Origin of the sequence: Candidatus Rhabdochlamydia sp. W815, assembly GCF_018642185.1 — a bacterium.
Classification (GTDB): domain Bacteria; phylum Chlamydiota; class Chlamydiia; order Chlamydiales; family Rhabdochlamydiaceae; genus Rhabdochlamydia; species Rhabdochlamydia oedothoracis.
The window spans coordinates 1-20,434 of the sequence record NZ_JAAVTY010000013.1; the positions used below are offsets into that span (position 1 = coordinate 1).

Sequence of the window (20,434 nt, forward strand, 5' to 3'; positions counted from 1 at the left end):
GTTTGATTGTTAAAAATCACAATAGAGATTCTTTCATCGCCTGCCTATTCTTTTTTTAATTCTTCTGTGCACTTCAAACTTGAAAAGACTCCGTATTAAATCTAAACTTAGGAGTTTTTATGTCATCACCAGTAGGAAACGCAGTATCAAGACACGTTGGATTTGAAAATTTTTTGAAAGAACAAGCAAATACAGAAGCTAAAAAATATACCGCTCCGGCTAAAAATGCTTTAGGGGCATATTCAGATGCTTCTATTGAAAAATCTCACTCTTGCAGTAAAAACATCTTTGCAAAAACTTTTTCATCTACTGCTGCAGATATTATGGCTAAATCTATTGATATAGCTAAGCCTATTAGCAAACAAGCTGCTCAAACATCAATTCATACAAGTATAGATCTGACAACATCAGCGTTGGTTAATAAGACAGTTAATTGGATTACGAAACATTAAAAATTAACTTGGGTAGTTTTGTATGAGCATTGGTCAGTTTAATTCAATTACTTCTGGCTTCCATCAACAACCTTTGCCTTCTACCAGTGGAATAAAAGACGAAGGATCTGTAACAACAAAGGAAGTTATTCATCAATGGGATATAAATGATTTCGTGGTCTCTTTAATTAAAGAACAAGGTTCTTTAAAATACAAAACAATAGATAGAGACCAAAAAGAACTCTGTACTAATTGTATTGAGATTTCAGAAGAAGACAATTTAGAGGAGATGATTTCTTATTTAAAAAGATCTGCAGTCATGGTAGGAGATAATGGCTTTGTGAACTTTTGTTCAATCTACAAAACCTGGGAAATTAATGATGCAGAAGAAAGTATAGACATTAATCTGGTTTGCGGACTTGAAGGTTTAGCTTGGAATATCTTTAAGAAATCTACAAACGAAAACTGTTTTCTTGATTTTCAAAAAACTACAATTCCTTCTTTACAATGCCACCCAGAAACAATTGAGCTGATTGAGAAAATCAAAACAGAAACCTTCGATAACATGCCTCTTTTGTATTGTTTAATGACTGATTTTCAAGTAAGGATAATTGATTCTAAGTTTCTCAGAGAAGAATATAAAGAAATAAATAGCAGATTAGATAGGTGTAAAAAATCTATAGAAAAATACGAGAAAGTATTAAAACCTCTTTTAAAAGAACGAAAAAAATTGCAAGCCGTAATTGAGTATTATTCTGAACCGGACTTAGATGACCGAATAAAAAGAATTCAGAAAGAACTTTACTCCAAAACAGAGCTATGTAATGAAGTTAAATCCGTCTTAGAAAGATGTAAAAAAATATTAAAGATCGACGCGTCTCTTAATATTGAAATTGGTAAAAAAGAACGCGAGGCACTAGATTTAGTTATAGAAGAACGCCAAAAGTACACAGAGTGCATAGAAAAAAAGAATAAAGACATTTTTAACATAACAGGACCCATAGGGATCCTTGGAACCGGTCCTGGAGCCGTCTATTTATCATATAATGCAATTAGTGCAATAGGATCTGCGGGTGTATTTTTCGGGGGTATTCCTTTAGGGATTATTGCAGCAGGAGCTGCCGGGTATTTGGCTTTTGTCGCTGGCGCAGCTGCCGTTATCAAGGTTTTTAAAAATCATGCCCATTACCCAATTGAACACCACATTAACAATGTATCATTTTTTTTAGAAAAAAGAGTAAGCTTGTTATCTTCAATATCTCCGGAAAAGTTAATTGAAATCGAACCAATCAGTCTCCCAAGTGAAATTGACCCTAGAATGCGTGTTAGCAAGTTTACTTGGACTGTGACTATAGTAAATGGACTAAAAGGCCCCTCTAAAAATCACACCGCAATTATAGTTGAAGGTCTTGCCAATGAATACTTCCAAGGATCTGTACCAAATGGAGAGTATTTCATACACAAATCTGAATTCAATCCACCTATTCGCTCTAAACTTTATTCGTTAAGAAGGTTAAAGATGTATATTCCGCAGGGAATGCGGAGAACTGAAGTGTGGGTGAGACCGGCTAAACAAGTTATAGTAATGCTACAAGAGATTGCTAAACAACAACGTTTACATGAAGAACAAACAGAAAGAGGAGAAAAAATTGAATGGGCAGTCACCGGATCAGATTCCTGGTTCTCTGGAGGATTGGACAATTGCTTTACATGGACGAAAAAGTCTGTTGCTATGGTAGACGTTCAATTAGGAAAAAATTTTCATAGCGGGATGTTTGCTTGGCCAAGAGCTTTCACCGATACATTCAAAGAGCAGGAAAAAAACCTCTTTGTTAATATAAAAATATAAACCATTACATTTAGAGAGTTTTCTTATGCTAGAACATTTTTCGTTTACTTGTTCGCCATCGGCTTCTTACTTACTTAACTGTCACATGCAATCAGGTATATACAATTGGTTGGATAAGCAAGCAGACGAGAGACAATATACCGAGCAGTCTCAACATTTAATAAGACCTCTTGTGATTAGCGTATGGATGGGAGCCAATGTTATTACCATTGCTACAAGAGTGACTAGCATTGCAGAAGCCTTTCTTAAAGGCTCATCTACCCTGCTATCTACTCCATTTATCAGCGATAAAGTTCCTCATGCCCAAAAAGGACTGAAAGAGATATTCGTCAACATGCCCTTGGATATTTTGCGTTTAATATATTTTCCTATTGATTGTATTGACGATCTGGTGGGGATTTGTATAGATCCTAAGTTCTTTACAATGTTAAAAATAGAATGCCTTAAAACTAACTTGCTCTGTGCTAAACAAGGTACTTTGCATAGCGAGAGACATAAAAAAGATCTTCGATGTGCAGCAGGAGTAGTGAAACCCAAATTTATGAATTATCAAGAAGATGTTTATCTTCATCGAGATCCGACTTACGAACCTGAATACGTACCGACACAAGAAGATCTTATGCATCGTCGAGATCCGAATTACATACCTGAACATCCAGTATCATTTGATTAAATATGGCGAACCTGGTACATCGCTTGCATGCGCTCAGCTTCCTCTTCCGTCATGCCTTTGTTTCTTCTCTTGCTTTGGATAATGGACAAGTATCGAAAAGCATCCATTGTATGAGAAGACCAGTCGTGAATAGGTCGATCGCTGTAAACGTTTAGTTTTTCGTTGTAGTATTTGTGGTAGTTTTCCGCAGCTTTAATAAAAAAGCTGCATTTTTTACTATCTATCCACAGCCTTGGAAATATTCCACGTGCTAGTTCAACTCCTTCGGAAATGGGAAGGTTTGGTACGATTTTAACTAGTTAGGCAATATTTTCCTAAAACACAAAGCTTTTTAGATACTACTTCTAAGGATATGGAAAGGGTGGAAACTTATACTAAATAACAGACCTAGAAAGGCTCTCAACTTCGAAACTCCACTAGAAGCGTTTAGGAGCTTATCTACAAACATGCTATGCTCGGGTGCACAATAGATGTTTTTTCAAGTATTTATATGTTCTTTTTTGTGCACTTCGAGGTTGAAAGGGCCTTTTTGAGACCTAAAACCAATACCACAAATTTCATAGTCAAATAAGGATAATTATTTACAGAAATAAGCCATGTAAAAAATCTTTTAAGGCGCTTGTAATTCGATGGTATTTTTGCTTTACTGTATAAAATAGTGGAAAGATCTGATAAATTTACTGTCCTTACTACAAATAATCCTATTAATACATTGACTAATACGGTTAGTCTAGACTTGTTCCAATAGGATCCTGGAGTGATTAGAATTCGCGTTGGCTATTAAGAATCAGTTTAGACGATTAAAATCGTAAAAGATAACTTGAGGAACTGCAAAGGAAAAACTGCGCAAGGAGAAAATAACCTACACAGGGTTAGAAAGAAGCAGATAAAACCTTAGAGATTTTACCTAGCTTGAAAAAGATATATGATGAGCTTAAAAACAGGAAAGCTTCTAAGCTCATATAAACTTGAATCCTATGTGCGCCTAATTAGTTCTGTCCCAATTGCAAGGAATGTTTGCCCATCTTGAAGGCTTAAGATAACAAATGCCTCGCCTGTAATGAATTCCAATAAAGGTTTCCATTCAGTTAAATCAGAACTAAAAAGCAATTCTTTACCTGTACATCTAGCATAAAAGGTTTGTTTTATTTCTATTACTCCCCACTTTTCCACGTTTTGTACTAAATTAATCAAGTCCCCTCTTAAATAGCAGTCAATAGGTAAAGTAGTGTTGGCTGAGAATTCAATAATTTTGTCAGGATGCAGTCCCTGGGTAACCTGTAATAGATCATCTTCTGTTAAATCACAGAGATTAACAATCTCCATATCTTCAAGAAAAGTTTCTCCGGTCTCTGAATTAATAGTAGAGTCTGCAAAAATCGACAGACAGACCATAGTACAAGCTAGGATCATATATTTTTTCATTTATTTCTCCTCATTACAGCTGTAACATGTAACTTTAAAAAATTTATAAAACATGGGAAGTTTAGAATGTTCAAAACCACGCTAGAAAAATCACTAAAAAAATGATTTGAACAATTACACTAGTGTACTTTTTTAAATTGAATAAGAAAAGAAAAGAATTTTTTACTGTTGTTTTTTCTCCTATTTTCTTTTTACAAGGGGATCTGAAATCTTAAGCCAATCCTAAAAAAGCCCTTAGGTAAAAAGTAAATCTTACGCTAAAGCATTTCTTTTATTCTCATAAAAAGTTCTCATTTCTTTATATACGTCTTCTTTTGAGCCAAAATAATTTTTGCATGAGGGAAGGCTATTTAAGAAAAGCTTGCCGTATGATTTGCTTATTAGACGATGATCTAAGCATATTACGCACCCTCTATCTTGCTGTGATCTAAGCAGTCTTCCAAAACCTTGTTTAAACCGAATAATTGCCTGGGGTACACTATATTCCAAAAAAGGATTTTTGCCATCTTGCTTCATCGCTTCTATATAGGCCTCATGCAGAGGATCGGAAGGAACAGCAAAGGGGAGTTTTACAATAATCACACATTTTAGCGCATCTCCTGGAACATCAACTCCTTCCCAAAAAGAATCTGTGGCTAGCAAAACCTGCCCTGGGGTTTGTTTAAATTTTTCAAGCAACATATGCCGAGGAAGATCCCCTTGTTTGAGGATAGGATAGGAGCTCTGCAATCTCTGAAAACAATCGTGTAACATCTCAAAAGAGGTAAATAGCACAAATACACTCCCCTGGCTAATTGCTATCATTTCCTCTATTGTTTGCGCAATATGTAACAAGAAGTGTAGATCTGAAGGCAGAGGTAAATCTTTGGGAACCAAAAAAAGCGCTTGGGTATCAAAAGAAAAAGGAGAAGGATAGATCTTTTCCTGAACTACCTTATCTATTTGATCTAGTCCTAAGGTACGTTTTATAAAAGAAAAGCTATTTTGCGTAGTAAGCGTTGCGCTACATAAAACAGCTGCGTGTAAAGGAGTAAAAAATTGCTTACCTAAAAAAAGAGCTATATCTAGATTTGCATCTATATAAGAGAGATTCTGAGCGGTTCTCTCCAACCATTGTACTCTTTTTAAGCTCGGATCATTTGTACAAAACAGGGAAATCTTTTTACCTTCTTCTTCTAAACGAATCTTAAGAGAATGCAACTCTAGTGCATATGTATGTAACTTTTCTTCCGAGTATTGATCTAACTCTTGCTTTAAATCCTGAATGATAACAGCAAGCCCTGTTAGCTCTTTTGCTAGCATAGCAAGAGATGGCAGGATCTCTTCCTTCCAGACAGAGGTTTGTTTAAAGGCATCTGTAATGCGATACTTAGCATCTATTTTACTAAAATAATCATGCGTGAAAACCTGCTCTATTTGTAAATTACAAACTTTTTTTTGTCCGAGTATATCAATTTCTATTTTCTGCTGGAGTTCTAAGGAGTAGCGATTAAACCCTAAAAGATCTTTTCTAATTAGCCCACATAAAGAGCTCTCTGGTTGAGTTTCTGAAAACAAACGAGACAAAAGATATAAGAGATAGCGTTTGTCTAATCGTTCTGCACTGCTTTGTAGAGCAATTAATTCTAAATGGTGTGCTTCATCAATGATCAGATACTCATAAGAAGGAAGAGGAGAATCTTTGACCTGCTGTAATCTAAATTTATAATCCGCTAATAAAAGATGATGGTTAACAATAATAAGTTGCGATTCTAAGGTTTGCCTGCGAGCTTTGAAGAAATAACATTCCTTATAGTAAGGGCATCGGATGTGATCACAGCTATCCCTCTCTGCCGATATTCTATCCCAAATGGGTTGGGAAACTTTAAATGGCATTTCTGAGCGAGTGCCTTCTTCAGCTGTTTTAATTGAGGCTTGCAATAGTCTAATCTCTTGTTCAGGAAAGAACAAAATCTGCTCTTCTACTATTTTTAGTTTCTTTAAACATAGATAATTATTCATCCCTTTGGCTAAAGAGACTTTTAGATCGATCTGCAATGCTTTGAGTAAGAAAGGGATATCTTTACTCATTAATTGCTCTTGTAGTGCAATAGTATGAGTGGAAATCACAGTGCGTTTTTTATGCTGAATAGCCCAATAGATCGCAGGCAGTAGATATGCTAAGCTTTTGCCAGTACCGGTTCCTGCTTCAATACAAACAATTTCTTGGGCTTGATAAGCATTATGAATCAAAAGAGCCATTTCTTTTTGTCCAGCTCGAATTTCAAATCTAGGCAGTTTTTGTAACAGCCCTGTTTCAGAAAAAACAGCTGCAAAAAATTGCTCAGCAGAGCGAATGAACAACTTATTCCTCTTCCAACAGATCCAAGAAAGCCTGCAATTGTTTAGCACGTGTGGGATGACGCATTTTACGTAGCGCTTTTGCTTCAATTTGTCTGACACGCTCTCTTGTAACTTTAAAACGCACTCCTACTTCTTCTAAGGTTTTGGGTTTTCCATCGATAAGACCGAAGCGCTCCATTAATACTGTGCGCTCCCGGTCTGTCAAAGTAGCAAGCACTTCATTAATTTTATCTTTTAAAATCGCATAGCCCGTTGCTTCAGCTGGGGACTCAATAGCTGTATCTTCTAGAAAATCTCCAAACTGGCTCTCTCCTCCATCTCCAACCTCTGCTTGTAAAGAAATAGGATGTTGAGCAATTTTATAAATTTCACGCACACGTTCAGGAGTTATACCCAATTCTACAGCAAGTTCCTCAGGGGTAGGCTCTCGACCTGTCTCCATCATGAGCTTTTTAGCTCCACGTAAAACCTTGTTAATTGTCTCAATCATATGCACAGGAATGCGGATGGTTCTTGCCTGATCAGCGATTGCACGGGTTACAGCTTGACGAATCCACCAAGTAGCATAAGTAGAAAACTTATAACCACGTCGATACTCAAATTTTTCTACAGCTTTCATCAATCCCATATTTCCTTCTTGAATCAAATCTAAAAACGACAAGCCACGGTTGGTGTATTTTTTAGCAATAGAAATCACCAAGCGCAAATTAGATTCCACCATCTCTCTTTTGGCTTCTTGGCTCTTATCCATCCAGCGCTGCAACATACGAACATCTTTTTTAAATTCATCTAATGTGCGCCCTGCAGCTAACTCACGATTTAATAGTTTACGCCTTACTGCACGCAGTTTTCCCGCGGCGAACTTATTTTTCTCTGCTCGAGGAATTAATTCTTGTATCTCTTTTTCCAATATGAGAAATCGCTCGTAAGCGTTAAGGATCACCTCGCCAAAATCTTCAATGATATTGTGACGAAAGTGCATTCGTCTCAAATAAGCTTGTGTTCGAATGCGACACTTTTCGATTTCTTCTGCAAGTTTTACCTTATCGATTTTTTTCTCTTCTGTACTATAAAGCTCACGCAAAAGATTTTCTAAGATTTGATCTTCTTGTCGAAGCAACATGCATAGTTTAGGAAGTACAGTTACATAATTGTTTTTGTCTTCGACTTCCTTTTCTGAGATAATTTTATCAAAACGCTCTTTGGAGGAAATGAGATAGTTAGCAATTGAGATGGTCTCACGCGTTGAATAACGAAAACGCATAATAATTTTTTCTATTTGAATTTGCGCCTTCTCAATGCGTTTAGAAATTTCAACCTCTTCTTCTCTAGTCAATAGAGGAACCGAACCCATCTCTTTGAGGTACATACGTACCGGATCATCAGAGGTTATCTCAGATCTCTTAGGTAATCCTTCTAGCTCCTTTGCCTCTTTTTTCCGCTCTTTTTGTCTTTCTACTTCAACTTGATTAAGGATTTGAATATCCATACCGCTTAAAAAAATTAAAACCTGGTCGATCTGTTCAGCAGAATCGAATGTCATAGGCAAAATTTCATTAATTTCTTCGTATGTGATATACCCTTGTTCTTTAGCTATAGCGACAAGTTCTTCGACTTTTTGTTGATGCTGTTGTGTAAACAAATTATTAAATAATCCTTTTGATATGTGACTCTAATTAATTTAAGTAAATTATGAATCGATTTTGATAATAATCTTTCTTATTGTCAAGCTACTCTATATTTATTATCCTCTTATAAAATTGTTTAACATCAAAAGTCTACTTTTTCTATTAAAACTATAAAATTTTTTTTAAGAAAAGTGAAATATCTGTATTATCCCCAATACGATAAAAGTTTGTATAATTTTTTTAACAGGAAAAACTTTTTCTATAGAACTCTTTTTGCGATTCTGTTTAAGATAGAGGCAATTTTAGCATGCTACTATCGATTAAGTCGTTGGCATCATTATTATTCACACCCTATTCATAAAATAAATTTTATCTTAAAAGCATTTTGACGAATTATGTTCTTTTAAGTTATATTTCTTCCATCTTTAAGTCCAAAGGAAAACTTATGGCAAATGAAAAAAAAGACAAGAAAGAAAAGCGCCCTAGCGCAGAGAAACGCAATATACAAAGCAAAAAGCGCAATCTATGCAATCGCGTGCTTAAAGCAAGAGTTGGTAGCGCTTCAAGATCTTTAAAAGAAGCCCTTGCTCAAAAAGATGCTTCTTTCATTCAAGAAAAACTTAGTGAAGTCTATAGTTTAATGGATAAAGGGGTTAAAAAAGGGGTCTTTAAAATCAACAAAGCCAGTCGCCTAAAAGCCCGTTTAAGCACAGCAGCGAAAAAAGCTTCTGTATAATTTGAATTTTGCTTAAATCATTTCTTATCCTCCAAAGATATGAAAATCCGGTCATGTATGGCCGGAGTTCTTTTTTGCCTCAAAGCTAAAGATCGAAACGTCTTTTAATAATTAGAAACAGTCTTTAAAAGATTAATCTTTTTTTTCTAATTTGCACACCCAACCTGTTTTTTCTTTGTAAAAACGGACGAAAAAGACCAGGGGTTCGGTTTGAAATAACTCAATCCATCCATATATAGCCGCTGTGGGAATCTGAAAAGTTTTTCTAAAAAATAAGCAAATAGGTCTTTCTGGAAGAAGTTGTGTTTGTGCATAAGCAATCAGCTCTCTTATATCTAGACCCTTAGGAGCTGCATGTAATGAATATACAAAGCGATAGTACCAAGGCTGTTTAGATCTGTTGGAAGGAAAAAGAAAATGCATCATGGGAAACTTGCTTGCTAAAAAAAAAGCTTTGCGAAAAGAAGGCTTTTCTAAAATGAATATTGAAGAAAGATTTATCTCCAAAGCGGAAAACTCCGTACGACACGGAGAAGAAAAAAAGAAGAATACTTTTGCTACAAAAGAAAAGAAAAATTCAGATAATCGAGAGATTAAAACCAAAAAAACCAGAAGGGTAAGCGCTGCAACAGCAGCAAAACCACTAGCAGAAGAGAGTTCTAAAAATTGACTAAATACATACAGAAGAAGAGAAGCAATAAATACTCCTGTAAAGCTAAAAAAATTAGCAGCTGCAATCATTTGTCCTCTTCTTTCATCTTTGCTATTGAGTTGAATAAATGTGTCAAAAGGTACAGCAAATAATCCCCCAAATGCACCAATTAAAATTAGAGAGATAACAACAAGAGGTAAACTTGTGGTAATCGATAAAAACAAAAAATTAATCGCAATGCCCAAGCAAGCTACACAAGAGAGTCCTAAAGATGTTTTATATTTGGAGAGTTTCCCTGCCAAAAAAGCCCCTGCAGCAATCCCTAAAGCAGAAACCAAAAATAAATACCCCCCTGCAATCTTGCTTAAATGCAGGGTTTGGATGGCAAAAGGAATTACGTTAAGTTGTGTAAAAGCACCAATAAATAAAAAAAATGCTGAACTAAAAATCGCTGTAACTAAATGGGGTGTCAAAGAGGCGATTTTCAAGGTATAGTAAATCTCTTTTAAAAAAAAAGGATGGGCCTTTATTCTTGTCGCTTGCGCTGGTGTTTTTTTAATGCCTAAAGCAGCAAAAAAACCTCCCAGTGCAATCATAAAACAAATACAAGCAATCCAAGTAAATTGGCTATGAGTCTTTTCTGTTAAAAAAGAAGCCAAAAAAGTGCCAAAAATAATAGCAAGATAGGATGCTGAGGTAATTAATCCATTTGCTCGGGGAACCATATGCTGGGAAACAAGCTCTGGGATCATTCCGTATTTAGAAGGGCTCATCACAGCGCTGTGAACAGCTAAAATAAATAAAAGACTGTAACAGAGCCAAGGGACTCTTGCTGCAAAAGCAACAATAGCAATACCCATTGCAAGAACTTCAATTCCCTTCATAAAAACAAGCAACTTCTGCTTGCTTAGGCGATCTGCTAAAATTCCCGCATAAGAAGAAAAAAGTAAAAAGGGGATTACGTAAATGGCACCCGTTGCTGAAAGAATAAAACTTGCTTTCATATCCCCTAAAGTTTCAATCAGCAAAAACACCATTGTGAATTTAAAAATATTATCATTCACAACCCCTAGCGCTTGAGCTAAATTTAAACAGGCCAAAGAGCAACGGCCTGTTTTGGAAAAAGAGGGGATCCTTTTAAAAAGCTGTCTAAAACACATAAGAATAATATACTAAGATTAAAATGGATTCTTCCCATACACTATAACAAGCTCAACAAAAGAGAGCGAGAATGAAATCTTGTAAAGAAGAGATCTCTTGTCCTTCAATAGCTCTACCTTGTACATTTAGCCAAAATATAGAAAGTCTTGCCGATAAACTAAAACAAGATCTAATTGCTTCTTCGACACATCCCTTTAGTAAAAAAATCATTATCACACCTAGTCAATCCATTAAGGAATATCTAATTGGTTTTTTTGCAAAAGAGCTGGAAATTGTTACAGGAATCCAATTTCTTTCTTTAAAACAGGCCATCAATGAATGGCTATTTCCTTTTGGGAAAAAAATGCCGGATTCTATAGAAATTTCTCTGGTACTAGAAGAGATTATCGAACAATCTTGGCAAAAAGATGAAATGAGCAAACTGTATTCCTATATCGCTTGTGAAGAGAAGTCTAAAAGAAGTAAGAGAATTATAGGTCTTAGCGATCAACTGTCTAATATATTTGAAGAATATGGTGCCTATGGACTACATTTTTTACCTATCTGGATCAAGAAATCAGGTTGGCAACAAACATTGTGGAATCAAATATTCTCTTCTTACCCTAACTGGACCTATCCTCTAGAAGCTACTCAATTTTTGCAAACACAGACTAGATCCATTTTTGTATTTGGGTTTTCTTTTCTCCCTCTTTCTTATTTAAAAATACTCAAACAAGTCGGGTCTCTTTTTTATTTCTTCTCTCCTTGTGAGCTCTTTTGGGAAGATGTTCATACAGATCGCGAAAGGTCCTACTTACGAAAAAAACTAGCTCAAAGAGGAATCAGCATTGAGAAAAGAGAAGAACTAAATCATTATGATGCAGCAGCGCATCCTCTCCTAGCTAATTGGGGAAAGCTAGGAAGAGCTCTTTTAAAAAACCTCGACCTCTTTTCCTTAACAAGCACAGAAATCTACGAGTTAAAAAAAGAAAGTAACAACCTACAAAAATTGCAAGAACAGATTCTTTGCTTTGAGCGCACAAAACCCATCTCCCAAGCCGATTCTTCCCTACAATTACATAGCGCTCCTACAAAACTTCGCGAAGTAGAAGTCCTTTTTGATATTCTTACAACTCTTATACAAAAAAATTCTATTTCTCTTGATCAAATCATCGTATTAGCTCCTGATATAACATTGTACGCCTCTTATATCGAAATGATTTTTGCAAATCATCCACTACCTTATACCATAGAAAATGTACCTATTTTTTCTAATAGCACAGCTCACGGTTTTCTTTTACTAAAGAAAGTACTAGATGAAAGCTTTTCTCTAAATTCTATTTATGCCTTGTTAGAAGAAACGATCTTTTGTGCAAAACAAGGATGGAGTCTTGATCGGTCTAAACAAATTAAACAGTGGTTAAAAACAGCTTCTATTCGTCAAGAAGAAGAGGCTTGTAATTGGGATGCTGGTATTTCTCGTCTTTTACTAGGCATTGTTACTCTAGAACCTTTAGAGTCTCACTGGCCTATAGATGTGATTGCTCTTACAGATATAGAGCTTTTTTCCGACTTTTTGTGCGTATTTACGTCTTTACAACAGGATTTATCGCCCTTGCGATCTGAAAAAATGACTATTGGATCGTGGCTATTATATATAGAAGCCCTTTTATTAAAGTATTTTGATGTAGAAAATAATGAGTTTTTACGAGAAATCAAACAGCTGCAAAAAAGATCTCAAAACCTCTCTCTTTTGCATAATTACGAGAGCATAGAACGCATTATGGATCGGCTACTTCGTAAAAAAACCAAATTCCAAAAAACACAACATTTAAGACAAATCCATTTCCGTTCTTTACAAGAAGGCTGTATCTATCCTTCCCAAGTGATTTGGATGTTAGGGATGAACGAAGAGCTCATTCCTCGAATGCTCCAAAGCTCTTCTTTATCAGAACTATCCCAAAACCCAGGATTGGATTATATCCCTACATGCGCAGAGCAAGATCGTTATCTATTATTAGAAGCGCTCTTTTCTGCTCAAAAGCATCTTTTATTCAGCTATGAGAGAATAGATTCTAAAGATCAAAAACCCAAAGGGTGTTCTTTTCTCATAGAAGAGCTGCAAGCCTGTGTAGCGCTGCAAATCATCGACCATCCAAATCTGCCTTTTGACTCTATCTACTTTCAAGATCATTCTCAGATAAAAAAATCACAAATCGATTATCAAGCAGCTAAATCTTATTATTTTCCTAACTCACAAAATAAACCTTTTCTTGCACAAGATCAGACACAACCTGTAACGATTCCAATAATTGATGTAAAACAGCTGTACAAGCTAGCCAAAAATCCCATTCGGTTTTTCTGCCAGGATGTCTTTCAGATATTCTTAGAAAAAGAAGAGCCTGCTGGTGATTTTTTATTTTCTAACTATCAAAAAGCTATTTTCACTAAAGAAGTGCGTACAAGACCTTTACATGAACTACTTGCGCAATTAGAAGCTCAAGGCAAACTTCCTATTGGATTGTTCAAAGACCTTGCTCTGAAAAAATTACAGTCAGAAGTAGCTCAAATGCAAAAAACCCTTCTACATTTTGACCTACAACTAAATTCTCTTTTTTCTGTTAGCCTATCTAAAGAATGTAGAAAAATAGAGCAGCTTAAGTGTGGTAATTGGATAGTTCCTGCTATTGAAATCCCTTTTGAAAATCAAAAGATTCATATCATTGGAACATTAACAGATCTATCAATAAAAGGACTTATTTCTAAAGAATCTAATCATTTAGAAGGTTTGATTCAAATATGGCCTATTTATCTGATTTATTTGGTTCTACAATCGGAAATGAATATGAAAGCCTCCTTGTTTTCTTTGAAAGACGACTCTTGTTTACCTCTGGAAATTAAGGACCCTATTTCATCTATGCAAAAATATCTTAGTTATTTTTTTTACGCTCGTCAAACTATCTCTCCTCTTAAAACCAATTGGGCTAAAGCTCTGCTTTTAGGGACTAAAAGCGATTTCGAAAAAATTCTCCTAGATGAGAATCAACTTTCCACAAGAATACAAGACGCGTATGAAAAATGGTTAGAGCGTCGTGGATTTTGTTTTGACGCCCAAGAAACCTGGAACTATTGGACTCCTATATTCCAAAGTGTATTTTCTGAACTCATTGGTTCTCTATGAAAGAATTTAATATCCTCGATCGCAATCTCCCTATATTTGGCCCGCATTTTTTAGAAGCCTCTGCTGGTACAGGAAAAACATTTGCCATTGAGCACCTAGTTGCCAGACTCATTCTTGAAGCAAAAGATCCCCTTGCTATGGAGCAAATTTTAGTAGTCACTTTTACTAGAGAAGCAACCCGTGAATTAAAGCGGCGCATCCGCCAGAATCTACAACGTCTCTATAAGAATATCCGAGAGAAAAACGCCGATCCCGATTATTTAAAAGCTATTCTAGAAAAAGGCAATGCTGAGCTTTTACAAGCGCAAGAAAGAATTGAGTCCGCTTTGATCTTTTTTGACAATACTTCTATTTATACATTGCATAGCTTTTGCTATAAGTTGATTCAGGAGTTTGCCTTTGAAACCCAAAATGGATTTAATCTTAATGATCCTGATGAACACGCTTATTTATCCACTTTGCAATATGCTGTGAAACAAGTTCTACGCACAGAAATGAAAAGCCCTCTATATAGCTCCAACCAAGTGCATTTTTTACTCTCTCAATACAAGTCTAATCTTGAACAACTAATAAATCATTTAATGCAAGTGACCAAAGAGGATAAAAAACTAGATTCGTTTCCTTCCTTCTTAGATTTGCACCAACAATTTCTCTGCGTGCTCCCTACATTACCTTCTGTGTGTAGCTCTAAGCTTGTAAAAGAAGTTCAACAGTTATCCGCTGTCTACAAACAGATGACCGATAAAAACTATATAAAAGAAGCTGAAATTTGGGGAAGAATTCTGGAAGCGAAAACCTGTACCCTAGAAGAATTTGATACGCTGCTTATGAAGAATTCTTTTCTGGAAAAAATTACCGAATCAAATCGTAAAATACGAGCCAAAGCAATTGTCTTTTCCTATACAGATCTATTTAAAGAACTGCAAAACCATCTCTTGCCTCTTTTACAGCAAGCCAAAGATCCCAAAAAAAATTTCCTAAGACTTTGCGCTTTATGCCAAAAAAAATTCCAACTGCTTTTACAAAAAGCAGATCTGTATTTCCCTGATACAATCGTTAGAAGAATTCATCAAGCACTCATTGAGCATCCTGAACTAAAAGAACAGATACAGAATAAATTTCAAGCAATTATCATCGATGAATTCCAAGATACAGATAAAATTCAGTGGCAACTATTTCACCAACTATTCACACCAAAAACGCAAACTTTTTGTCTTGTAGGAGACCCCAAGCAATCCATCTATGCTTTTAGAAAAGCAGATCTATATACGTATTTATCCGCAGCTAAAATAATAGGCAAAGATCACTTGCGTTACTTGAATACAAATTATCGAAGCTCTTCTTCTCTCATTGAAGTATTAAATAAGTTCTTAACAAAAACCAAAAATTGGATGCCTATCCCTGCGCTGCGCTCTTATTTAGATGTGCATTCTGTTCATCCCATCAGTTTAAACATCCCCTATGTAACAGCTCCTATGCATCTATTCATAGCAAAAGCCACTTATCGTAAAAGGGCCAAGTGGCCAACGATCTTCACAGAAAATCAACAGCTATTTGTCTTCATTGCTCAAGAAATTAAGCAATTACAAACCCATTATCACACTCCAAAATCTAAAATCGCTATCTTAGTTAAAGATCGTTACCAAGCAGCTAGGGTAGTTTCTTTTCTGAGTAGCCAAGGGATTGCTTCCAACTTTAAACGAGGTGTAGCCCTTACTCAGTCAAATGCTTACTTTGGCTTTAGAGAAATTTTAACAGCTATATTAGATCCAACAGATTCAAGTAAAATAAAAACCGCTCTGGGAACAGCGATCATTGGATGGACAAAACAACAATTGATTCAAGATTGGAAACACCTCTGTTTTGTCCAAGCACAGCTAAACTTCCAAATCCTTAAAACAATTTGGGAAGAAAAGGGATTTAGTTGTTTTTTTCATTCTCTATTGCATACCTGTTTTGATCCAGATATCTCTCTTTTACAAAAACTTCTCTCTTCTAAGCAAACAGATCTTTATTTAGATTTAACCATACTAGCAGAAATGCTCATTGAAAAAGAAATGCAAGGCTACCGGGAAATTTCTCTGCTCAGAGCTTTAAACGATATGCAAGATACCTTAGAAGAAAGCCGTTTTGCAACCCCTTTTCAACAAGAAGAAGATAGTGTGCATGTAATGACTGTTTTTATGAGTAAAGGTTTAGAATTTGATGCAGTATTTGCTCTTTCTTTAGCCTCTCGTCAAAAAATACCCGAATATATCACGATTAAAGATCGATTGATTCCTTGTGATCTAGAAGATCCTAAATGCCAACTTGCCTTAGAAGAAGCCGATGCAGAAAAAATGCGACAATTATATGTTGCCCTCACACGTGCAAAATACCATTTGTATATCCCTGTTATTTTAGACCAGTTGCAAACACCAACACCATTAGCAGAAGCATCTCCTATCGAATTGTTCCTGAGTAATTGGCTATTTCAAGAGACAAGTTGGCAAAAAACTTATGCTCTGATCCCTACAATAACACAAGACTCTATCGCATCCATTGTTTCTGAATTGCAACCCAATGTCACCTATTCCATCTGCACGCAGATAGAGCCTCTATCGAATTTTTCAAAAACAGTAGATCCTGTTCTCATAAAACCAGAAGAGACTCTACTGAACATCTCTTCTGAACATTGGCTCTCGTTCACTGCCATAGCCCAATTAGAAAAAAAACAAGAAAAACAAACCCACCTCTTTATAGAAAAAAATACACTTTGCAGTATGCCGCTTGGACCTGAAACAGGAAACATCATTCACCATATTTTAGAGCAATGCTTTAAACTATGCTATCACTGTCCGATAGATTTCCATAAAATTTCTTTGTTGATTCATTCCCTTCTACAAAATACTCTATTAAAAGATTGGCAACAAGTGATTGAACAAACAATCCTATTCATTTTAGAAGAACCTCTTCTCATCGATCAGGTTTCTCTTTCCCTTTCTGATCTAACCTCTGATCAAATGCAACAAGAAATGGAGTTTGTCTTTCCTGTCAAACAGGGAATGATGAAAGGCTTTATCGACCTGTGTTTTGAATACCAAGGAAAATATTATTTACTCGATTGGAAAACCAATTATCTAGGTCCTAACGAGATCGATTATTCTGAAGAAACTCTAATCATAGAAATGGATCGCTGTAATTATCTTCTGCAAGCATCTATTTATGCTACGGCTCTTAAAAAGCATATACAACTCTTTGATTCTCGTCCTTTTGCAGATCTATTTGGAGGAGCTATTTATTACTTCATTCGAGGCAAAAGATTCTATCACTTTTACCCCACCTTTATGGAATAACCATGTTACCCTCCAAAAATCATTTTTCCCATTGGCCTCTTCTTAAATCTCTTTTAGAACAAGGTATTTTCTGTTATTTAGATCTATACTTTGCAAAAAAAATGCTTCCATTTGGACCTGAAAATCAAGCTCTTTTACTTGCTATTCTCTTTTCTATCTCTCGTCAAGGTCACCTTAGCTTACATCTAGAAAATACCTCTTTGCAAAAACAACTCCGTGCAATTGGCCTTGTAGATATACCTCATGAACTCATTTCTTCTGCTTTAACCACTCTTCCAGATACACTTATTGATCGAAATGCACAAGAGATGGATAAATTAATCTGCCTAGATAAGAATCTTCTCTACTTACAGAAGTATCGAATACAAGAAAATCAAATTCTTTCTTCTTTACTTAACTTATTAGAAAACAAAAAATCCCTTTATGAAGCCCCTAAACAATTAACCAATGGATTAAACTCCGAGCAGAAACAAGCAGTTCTCTTAGCTCTTACCCATTCCTTTTCTCTAATTACCGGAGGGCCAGGAACAGGAAAAACATTTACAGCAGCGCAAATTATCTTACAGGCGTGTATGCAGAAAGAGAGTCGTATTCTACTTACAGCCCCCACGGGTAAAGCCGTTGCCCAGCTAGAAAATAGCCTACAAAAAATCCTGCCTTCCCTATCTTGGCAATCTGGTACCCTACACGCCATTTTTCATAAAGCTCAAAAACAAAACACTCCTTTACTTGCAGATGTCATTTTAATCGATGAAAGCTCTATGATCGATGCTTCTTCATTTGCAAAATTGTTCCCTCTCATACGAACAGATTCTCATGTAATTCTCATTGGAGATCAAAATCAATTACCCCCTGTGGAATCAGGCAGCATTTTTGCAGATCTGGTGGAAATAGCCCCTTTCTTACAAATTCCCTTAACACAACTAAAAAAAGTCTTACGTTCAGACTCTGCTGCTATTTTAGAATTCTCTCAGTCTATTTGTAGATCAGATACAAAGAAAGCCACACAATTACTACAAGAACAGAAGATCAAATGGATCGACTTAAGCGAGGGGCTGTCCCATGAAAAAATCTGGGATCTCTGTCAGAAAAAAATCCCTCCTTATAGTTTTAGCATCTCTCCTAATCCACAGCAATTGATCCCTTACATTGATTGCTTTCGTCTGCTCTCTTGTATGCGCCAAGGTCCACTTGGCGTAGATGCTCTTAATCAATTTTTACTAAAAAAAACTTTTGAAAACACTCCTTTACAAAACCTATGGGTTTTTCCCATTCTCATTCAACGCAATAGTCCAGATCAAGATCTCTACAATGGAGACTCTGGAATTCTAGTTCGACAAAAAACCACTTCTGTAATCGATAAACAACTTAAAACCACCGATTATGCTATTTTTTATAATCGCCAAAACAAACAAGAGTATCGCAAAATAGACGCTTTAGCTCTACCAGCTTTTGAAGCAGGTTATTGCCTCTCTGTGCATAAAAGCCAGGGCAGTGAATGCGATGAAATTGTGATTGTGCTTCCAACAGGCTCTTCTGTCTTTGGCAGAGAAGTTCTTTACACAGCAGTTACACGCGCTAGAAAAGAAGTGTGTTTGATTACCTCTATGCAGACACTCACGGAAACATTAAACCATAGCTCCTATAAGGTCTCTGGTTTAAAAAGCCGAATAAGGGCAATGAAATTTTAAAAGTATAAATTTATACTAGTTTAATTTCAAATTAAGAATTGCATAACTAGATTTTTTTGAAAAAACTGCTCTATCTTGCAAGAAGATGTTATTCTTTGGTTAAATAATAAAAAAACCATGCATCTTAACAAAAATTTATATTCAATTCAAGATAGGTTCACATGGGAAAAAGGTAACATAGAAATTTTCTTCTTTTGTATAACTCTTTACTATTTCGTATAATTTTGTTGCGGATACAGACGGAGCAACTGCTAGAATTCCTAAATTAGGATCGTAAATAATATGTTTCCCTTCCTTTGTTTTAATATAGACCATTGCATGTCCCTTATGTCCCTCTAGTAAAATTCCTATCTTATAAACTCCTGCTATTAAATTTTTTGTAAAATTTTCAAAAGAAAGTTCTTCTTCCCTTTTTTTGAATTTATAAACAGCACTTTCATTCATATTTATGGTAAGCTCATAAGAGCTTATTACATCCTCTTCGTTTTTTAAATAGTATTTTAATGGTAATTCTTTTATTTTATTTAACTGTATGTTGAAATCTAGTTTAATTTGTGCTAACGCAGCATATTGTTCTTCAACTGTCATTTTTGCCAAAGATTCCTTCTTTCTTTCGAAGTCTTCTTCTATTTTACTAAAGTATTTATCTACAAAATTTTTCTGTTCTTCATAGGGAATAGGCCCATGCGTAGCGCTATAGAAGATGTGTTCAAGCACAGCCTTATCTGGAGCTCCATCTTTGTAACGACTGACAACAGCTTCTAATGGGGGCTTTCCTAATTTTACATTCATAAGGTAGCTAGAAATAAAATCATAGCTCATGCCTAAACAGCATCCTTCTCCTATTTCTAATCTACGAAGTTTGCTTATGGCGCAAGTATCTTGTATTTTTTTTATCCTTTGATTAATAATTGTATCGCCATATAAGTTTTTTAGTGCCTTTATTTCGTCAATCTCCCGGAAATCTTTGATTTTATTTGGGGTATTCAAAGAGAAATCAAGGATTTCATTTCCAAATTTTATATAGGTAAAGAAATTTGTTGCTTTTTGAAGCGAATAACGAGCCAGGGATTCGTAATAATGCTGAGCACCAGGAGAGTGCACAATCCTACAGCAAGAAGAAATTATTTGATAAAAAAGAGCTAGACATAATCTACTTATGTGGTCTGCAGCAACTCGGATAAATTTATACTTCTTATTGCAGAAAACTCCAGGGATCGTGTTTGAGAAAGGTTCTGCCGCAGTTGATTGGATTTTAATAAAGTCTTTTCAAGTTTGAAGTGCACAGAAGAATTAAAAAAAGAATAGGCAGGCGATGAAAGAATCTCTATTGTGATTTTTAACAATCAA

At 35.6% G+C, this 20,434-nt stretch carries 12 protein-coding genes; 7 read left to right on the plus strand and 5 right to left on the minus strand.

Annotated features, from left to right (window positions below; translation table 11 throughout):
* Positions 1-119: 119 nt before the first annotated feature.
* From RHOW815_RS01970 to RHOW815_RS01980, 3 genes are read left to right on the plus strand one after another with little or no spacing between them, the layout of a single operon-like run.
* On the plus strand, positions 120-452 hold the full coding sequence (locus RHOW815_RS01970) for a hypothetical protein (RefSeq protein WP_215216695.1): 333 nt from the start codon (positions 120-122) through the stop codon (positions 450-452).
* Between the two features lie 22 nt (positions 453-474).
* Entirely contained in the window at positions 475-2,280 is a 1,806-nt protein-coding gene (locus tag RHOW815_RS01975; protein ID WP_215216696.1) for a hypothetical protein, read from the plus strand.
* A gap of 25 nt (positions 2,281-2,305) precedes the next feature.
* Complete coding sequence (locus RHOW815_RS01980) at positions 2,306-2,953, plus strand: hypothetical protein (RefSeq protein ID WP_215216697.1); 648 nt, start codon at positions 2,306-2,308, stop codon at positions 2,951-2,953.
* A gap of 975 nt (positions 2,954-3,928) precedes the next feature.
* Here RHOW815_RS01980 and RHOW815_RS01985 read toward each other — a convergent pair.
* The 3 genes from RHOW815_RS01985 to RHOW815_RS01995 form a co-directional block, all read right to left on the minus strand.
* On the minus strand, positions 3,929-4,378 hold the full coding sequence (locus RHOW815_RS01985; RefSeq protein ID WP_215216698.1) for a hypothetical protein: 450 nt from the start codon (positions 4,376-4,378) through the stop codon (positions 3,929-3,931).
* Positions 4,379-4,630: 252 nt separating this feature from the next.
* Complete coding sequence (locus tag RHOW815_RS01990; protein WP_215216699.1) at positions 4,631-6,721, minus strand: ATP-dependent DNA helicase; 2,091 nt, start codon at positions 6,719-6,721, stop codon at positions 4,631-4,633.
* Position 6,722: 1 nt separating this feature from the next.
* Positions 6,723-8,387 (minus strand): RNA polymerase sigma factor, encoded by a 1,665-nt coding sequence (locus tag RHOW815_RS01995; RefSeq protein ID WP_215216706.1) that lies wholly within the window; start codon positions 8,385-8,387, stop codon positions 6,723-6,725.
* A gap of 407 nt (positions 8,388-8,794) precedes the next feature.
* Between RHOW815_RS01995 and rpsT the strand changes: the two genes are divergently transcribed.
* Positions 8,795-9,085 (plus strand): 30S ribosomal protein S20, encoded by a 291-nt coding sequence (gene rpsT / locus RHOW815_RS02000; protein ID WP_215216700.1) that lies wholly within the window; start codon positions 8,795-8,797, stop codon positions 9,083-9,085.
* A 132-nt stretch (positions 9,086-9,217) separates the two neighbouring features.
* On the opposite strand, the gene RHOW815_RS02005 is transcribed toward rpsT, so the two are convergent.
* Positions 9,218-10,837 (minus strand): MFS transporter, encoded by a 1,620-nt coding sequence (locus tag RHOW815_RS02005; protein WP_215216701.1) that lies wholly within the window; start codon positions 10,835-10,837, stop codon positions 9,218-9,220.
* Between the two features lie 131 nt (positions 10,838-10,968).
* Here RHOW815_RS02005 and RHOW815_RS02010 point away from each other — a divergent pair, with 131 nt between their 5' ends.
* Genes RHOW815_RS02010 through recD form a run of 3 tightly spaced genes read left to right on the plus strand, consistent with a single transcriptional unit; the run spans position 10,969 to position 19,084 of the window.
* Positions 10,969-14,058: an exodeoxyribonuclease V subunit gamma gene (locus tag RHOW815_RS02010; protein ID WP_215216702.1), complete on the plus strand. Its 3,090-nt coding sequence runs from the start codon at positions 10,969-10,971 to the stop codon at positions 14,056-14,058.
* Complete coding sequence (locus tag RHOW815_RS02015; RefSeq protein ID WP_215216703.1) at positions 14,055-17,393, plus strand: UvrD-helicase domain-containing protein; 3,339 nt, start codon at positions 14,055-14,057, stop codon at positions 17,391-17,393. The genes RHOW815_RS02010 and RHOW815_RS02015 overlap by 4 nt, the downstream gene beginning before the upstream one ends.
* A gap of 2 nt (positions 17,394-17,395) precedes the next feature.
* Positions 17,396-19,084 carry an exodeoxyribonuclease V subunit alpha gene (gene recD, locus RHOW815_RS02020; RefSeq protein WP_215216704.1) on the plus strand — a complete coding sequence of 563 codons (1,689 nt, stop codon included), beginning with the start codon at positions 17,396-17,398 and terminating at the stop codon, positions 19,082-19,084.
* Positions 19,085-19,225: 141 nt separating this feature from the next.
* Here recD and RHOW815_RS02025 read toward each other — a convergent pair whose 3' ends face one another.
* Complete coding sequence (locus RHOW815_RS02025; RefSeq protein WP_215216705.1) at positions 19,226-20,074, minus strand: hypothetical protein; 849 nt, start codon at positions 20,072-20,074, stop codon at positions 19,226-19,228.
* Positions 20,075-20,434: the final 360 nt, after the last annotated feature.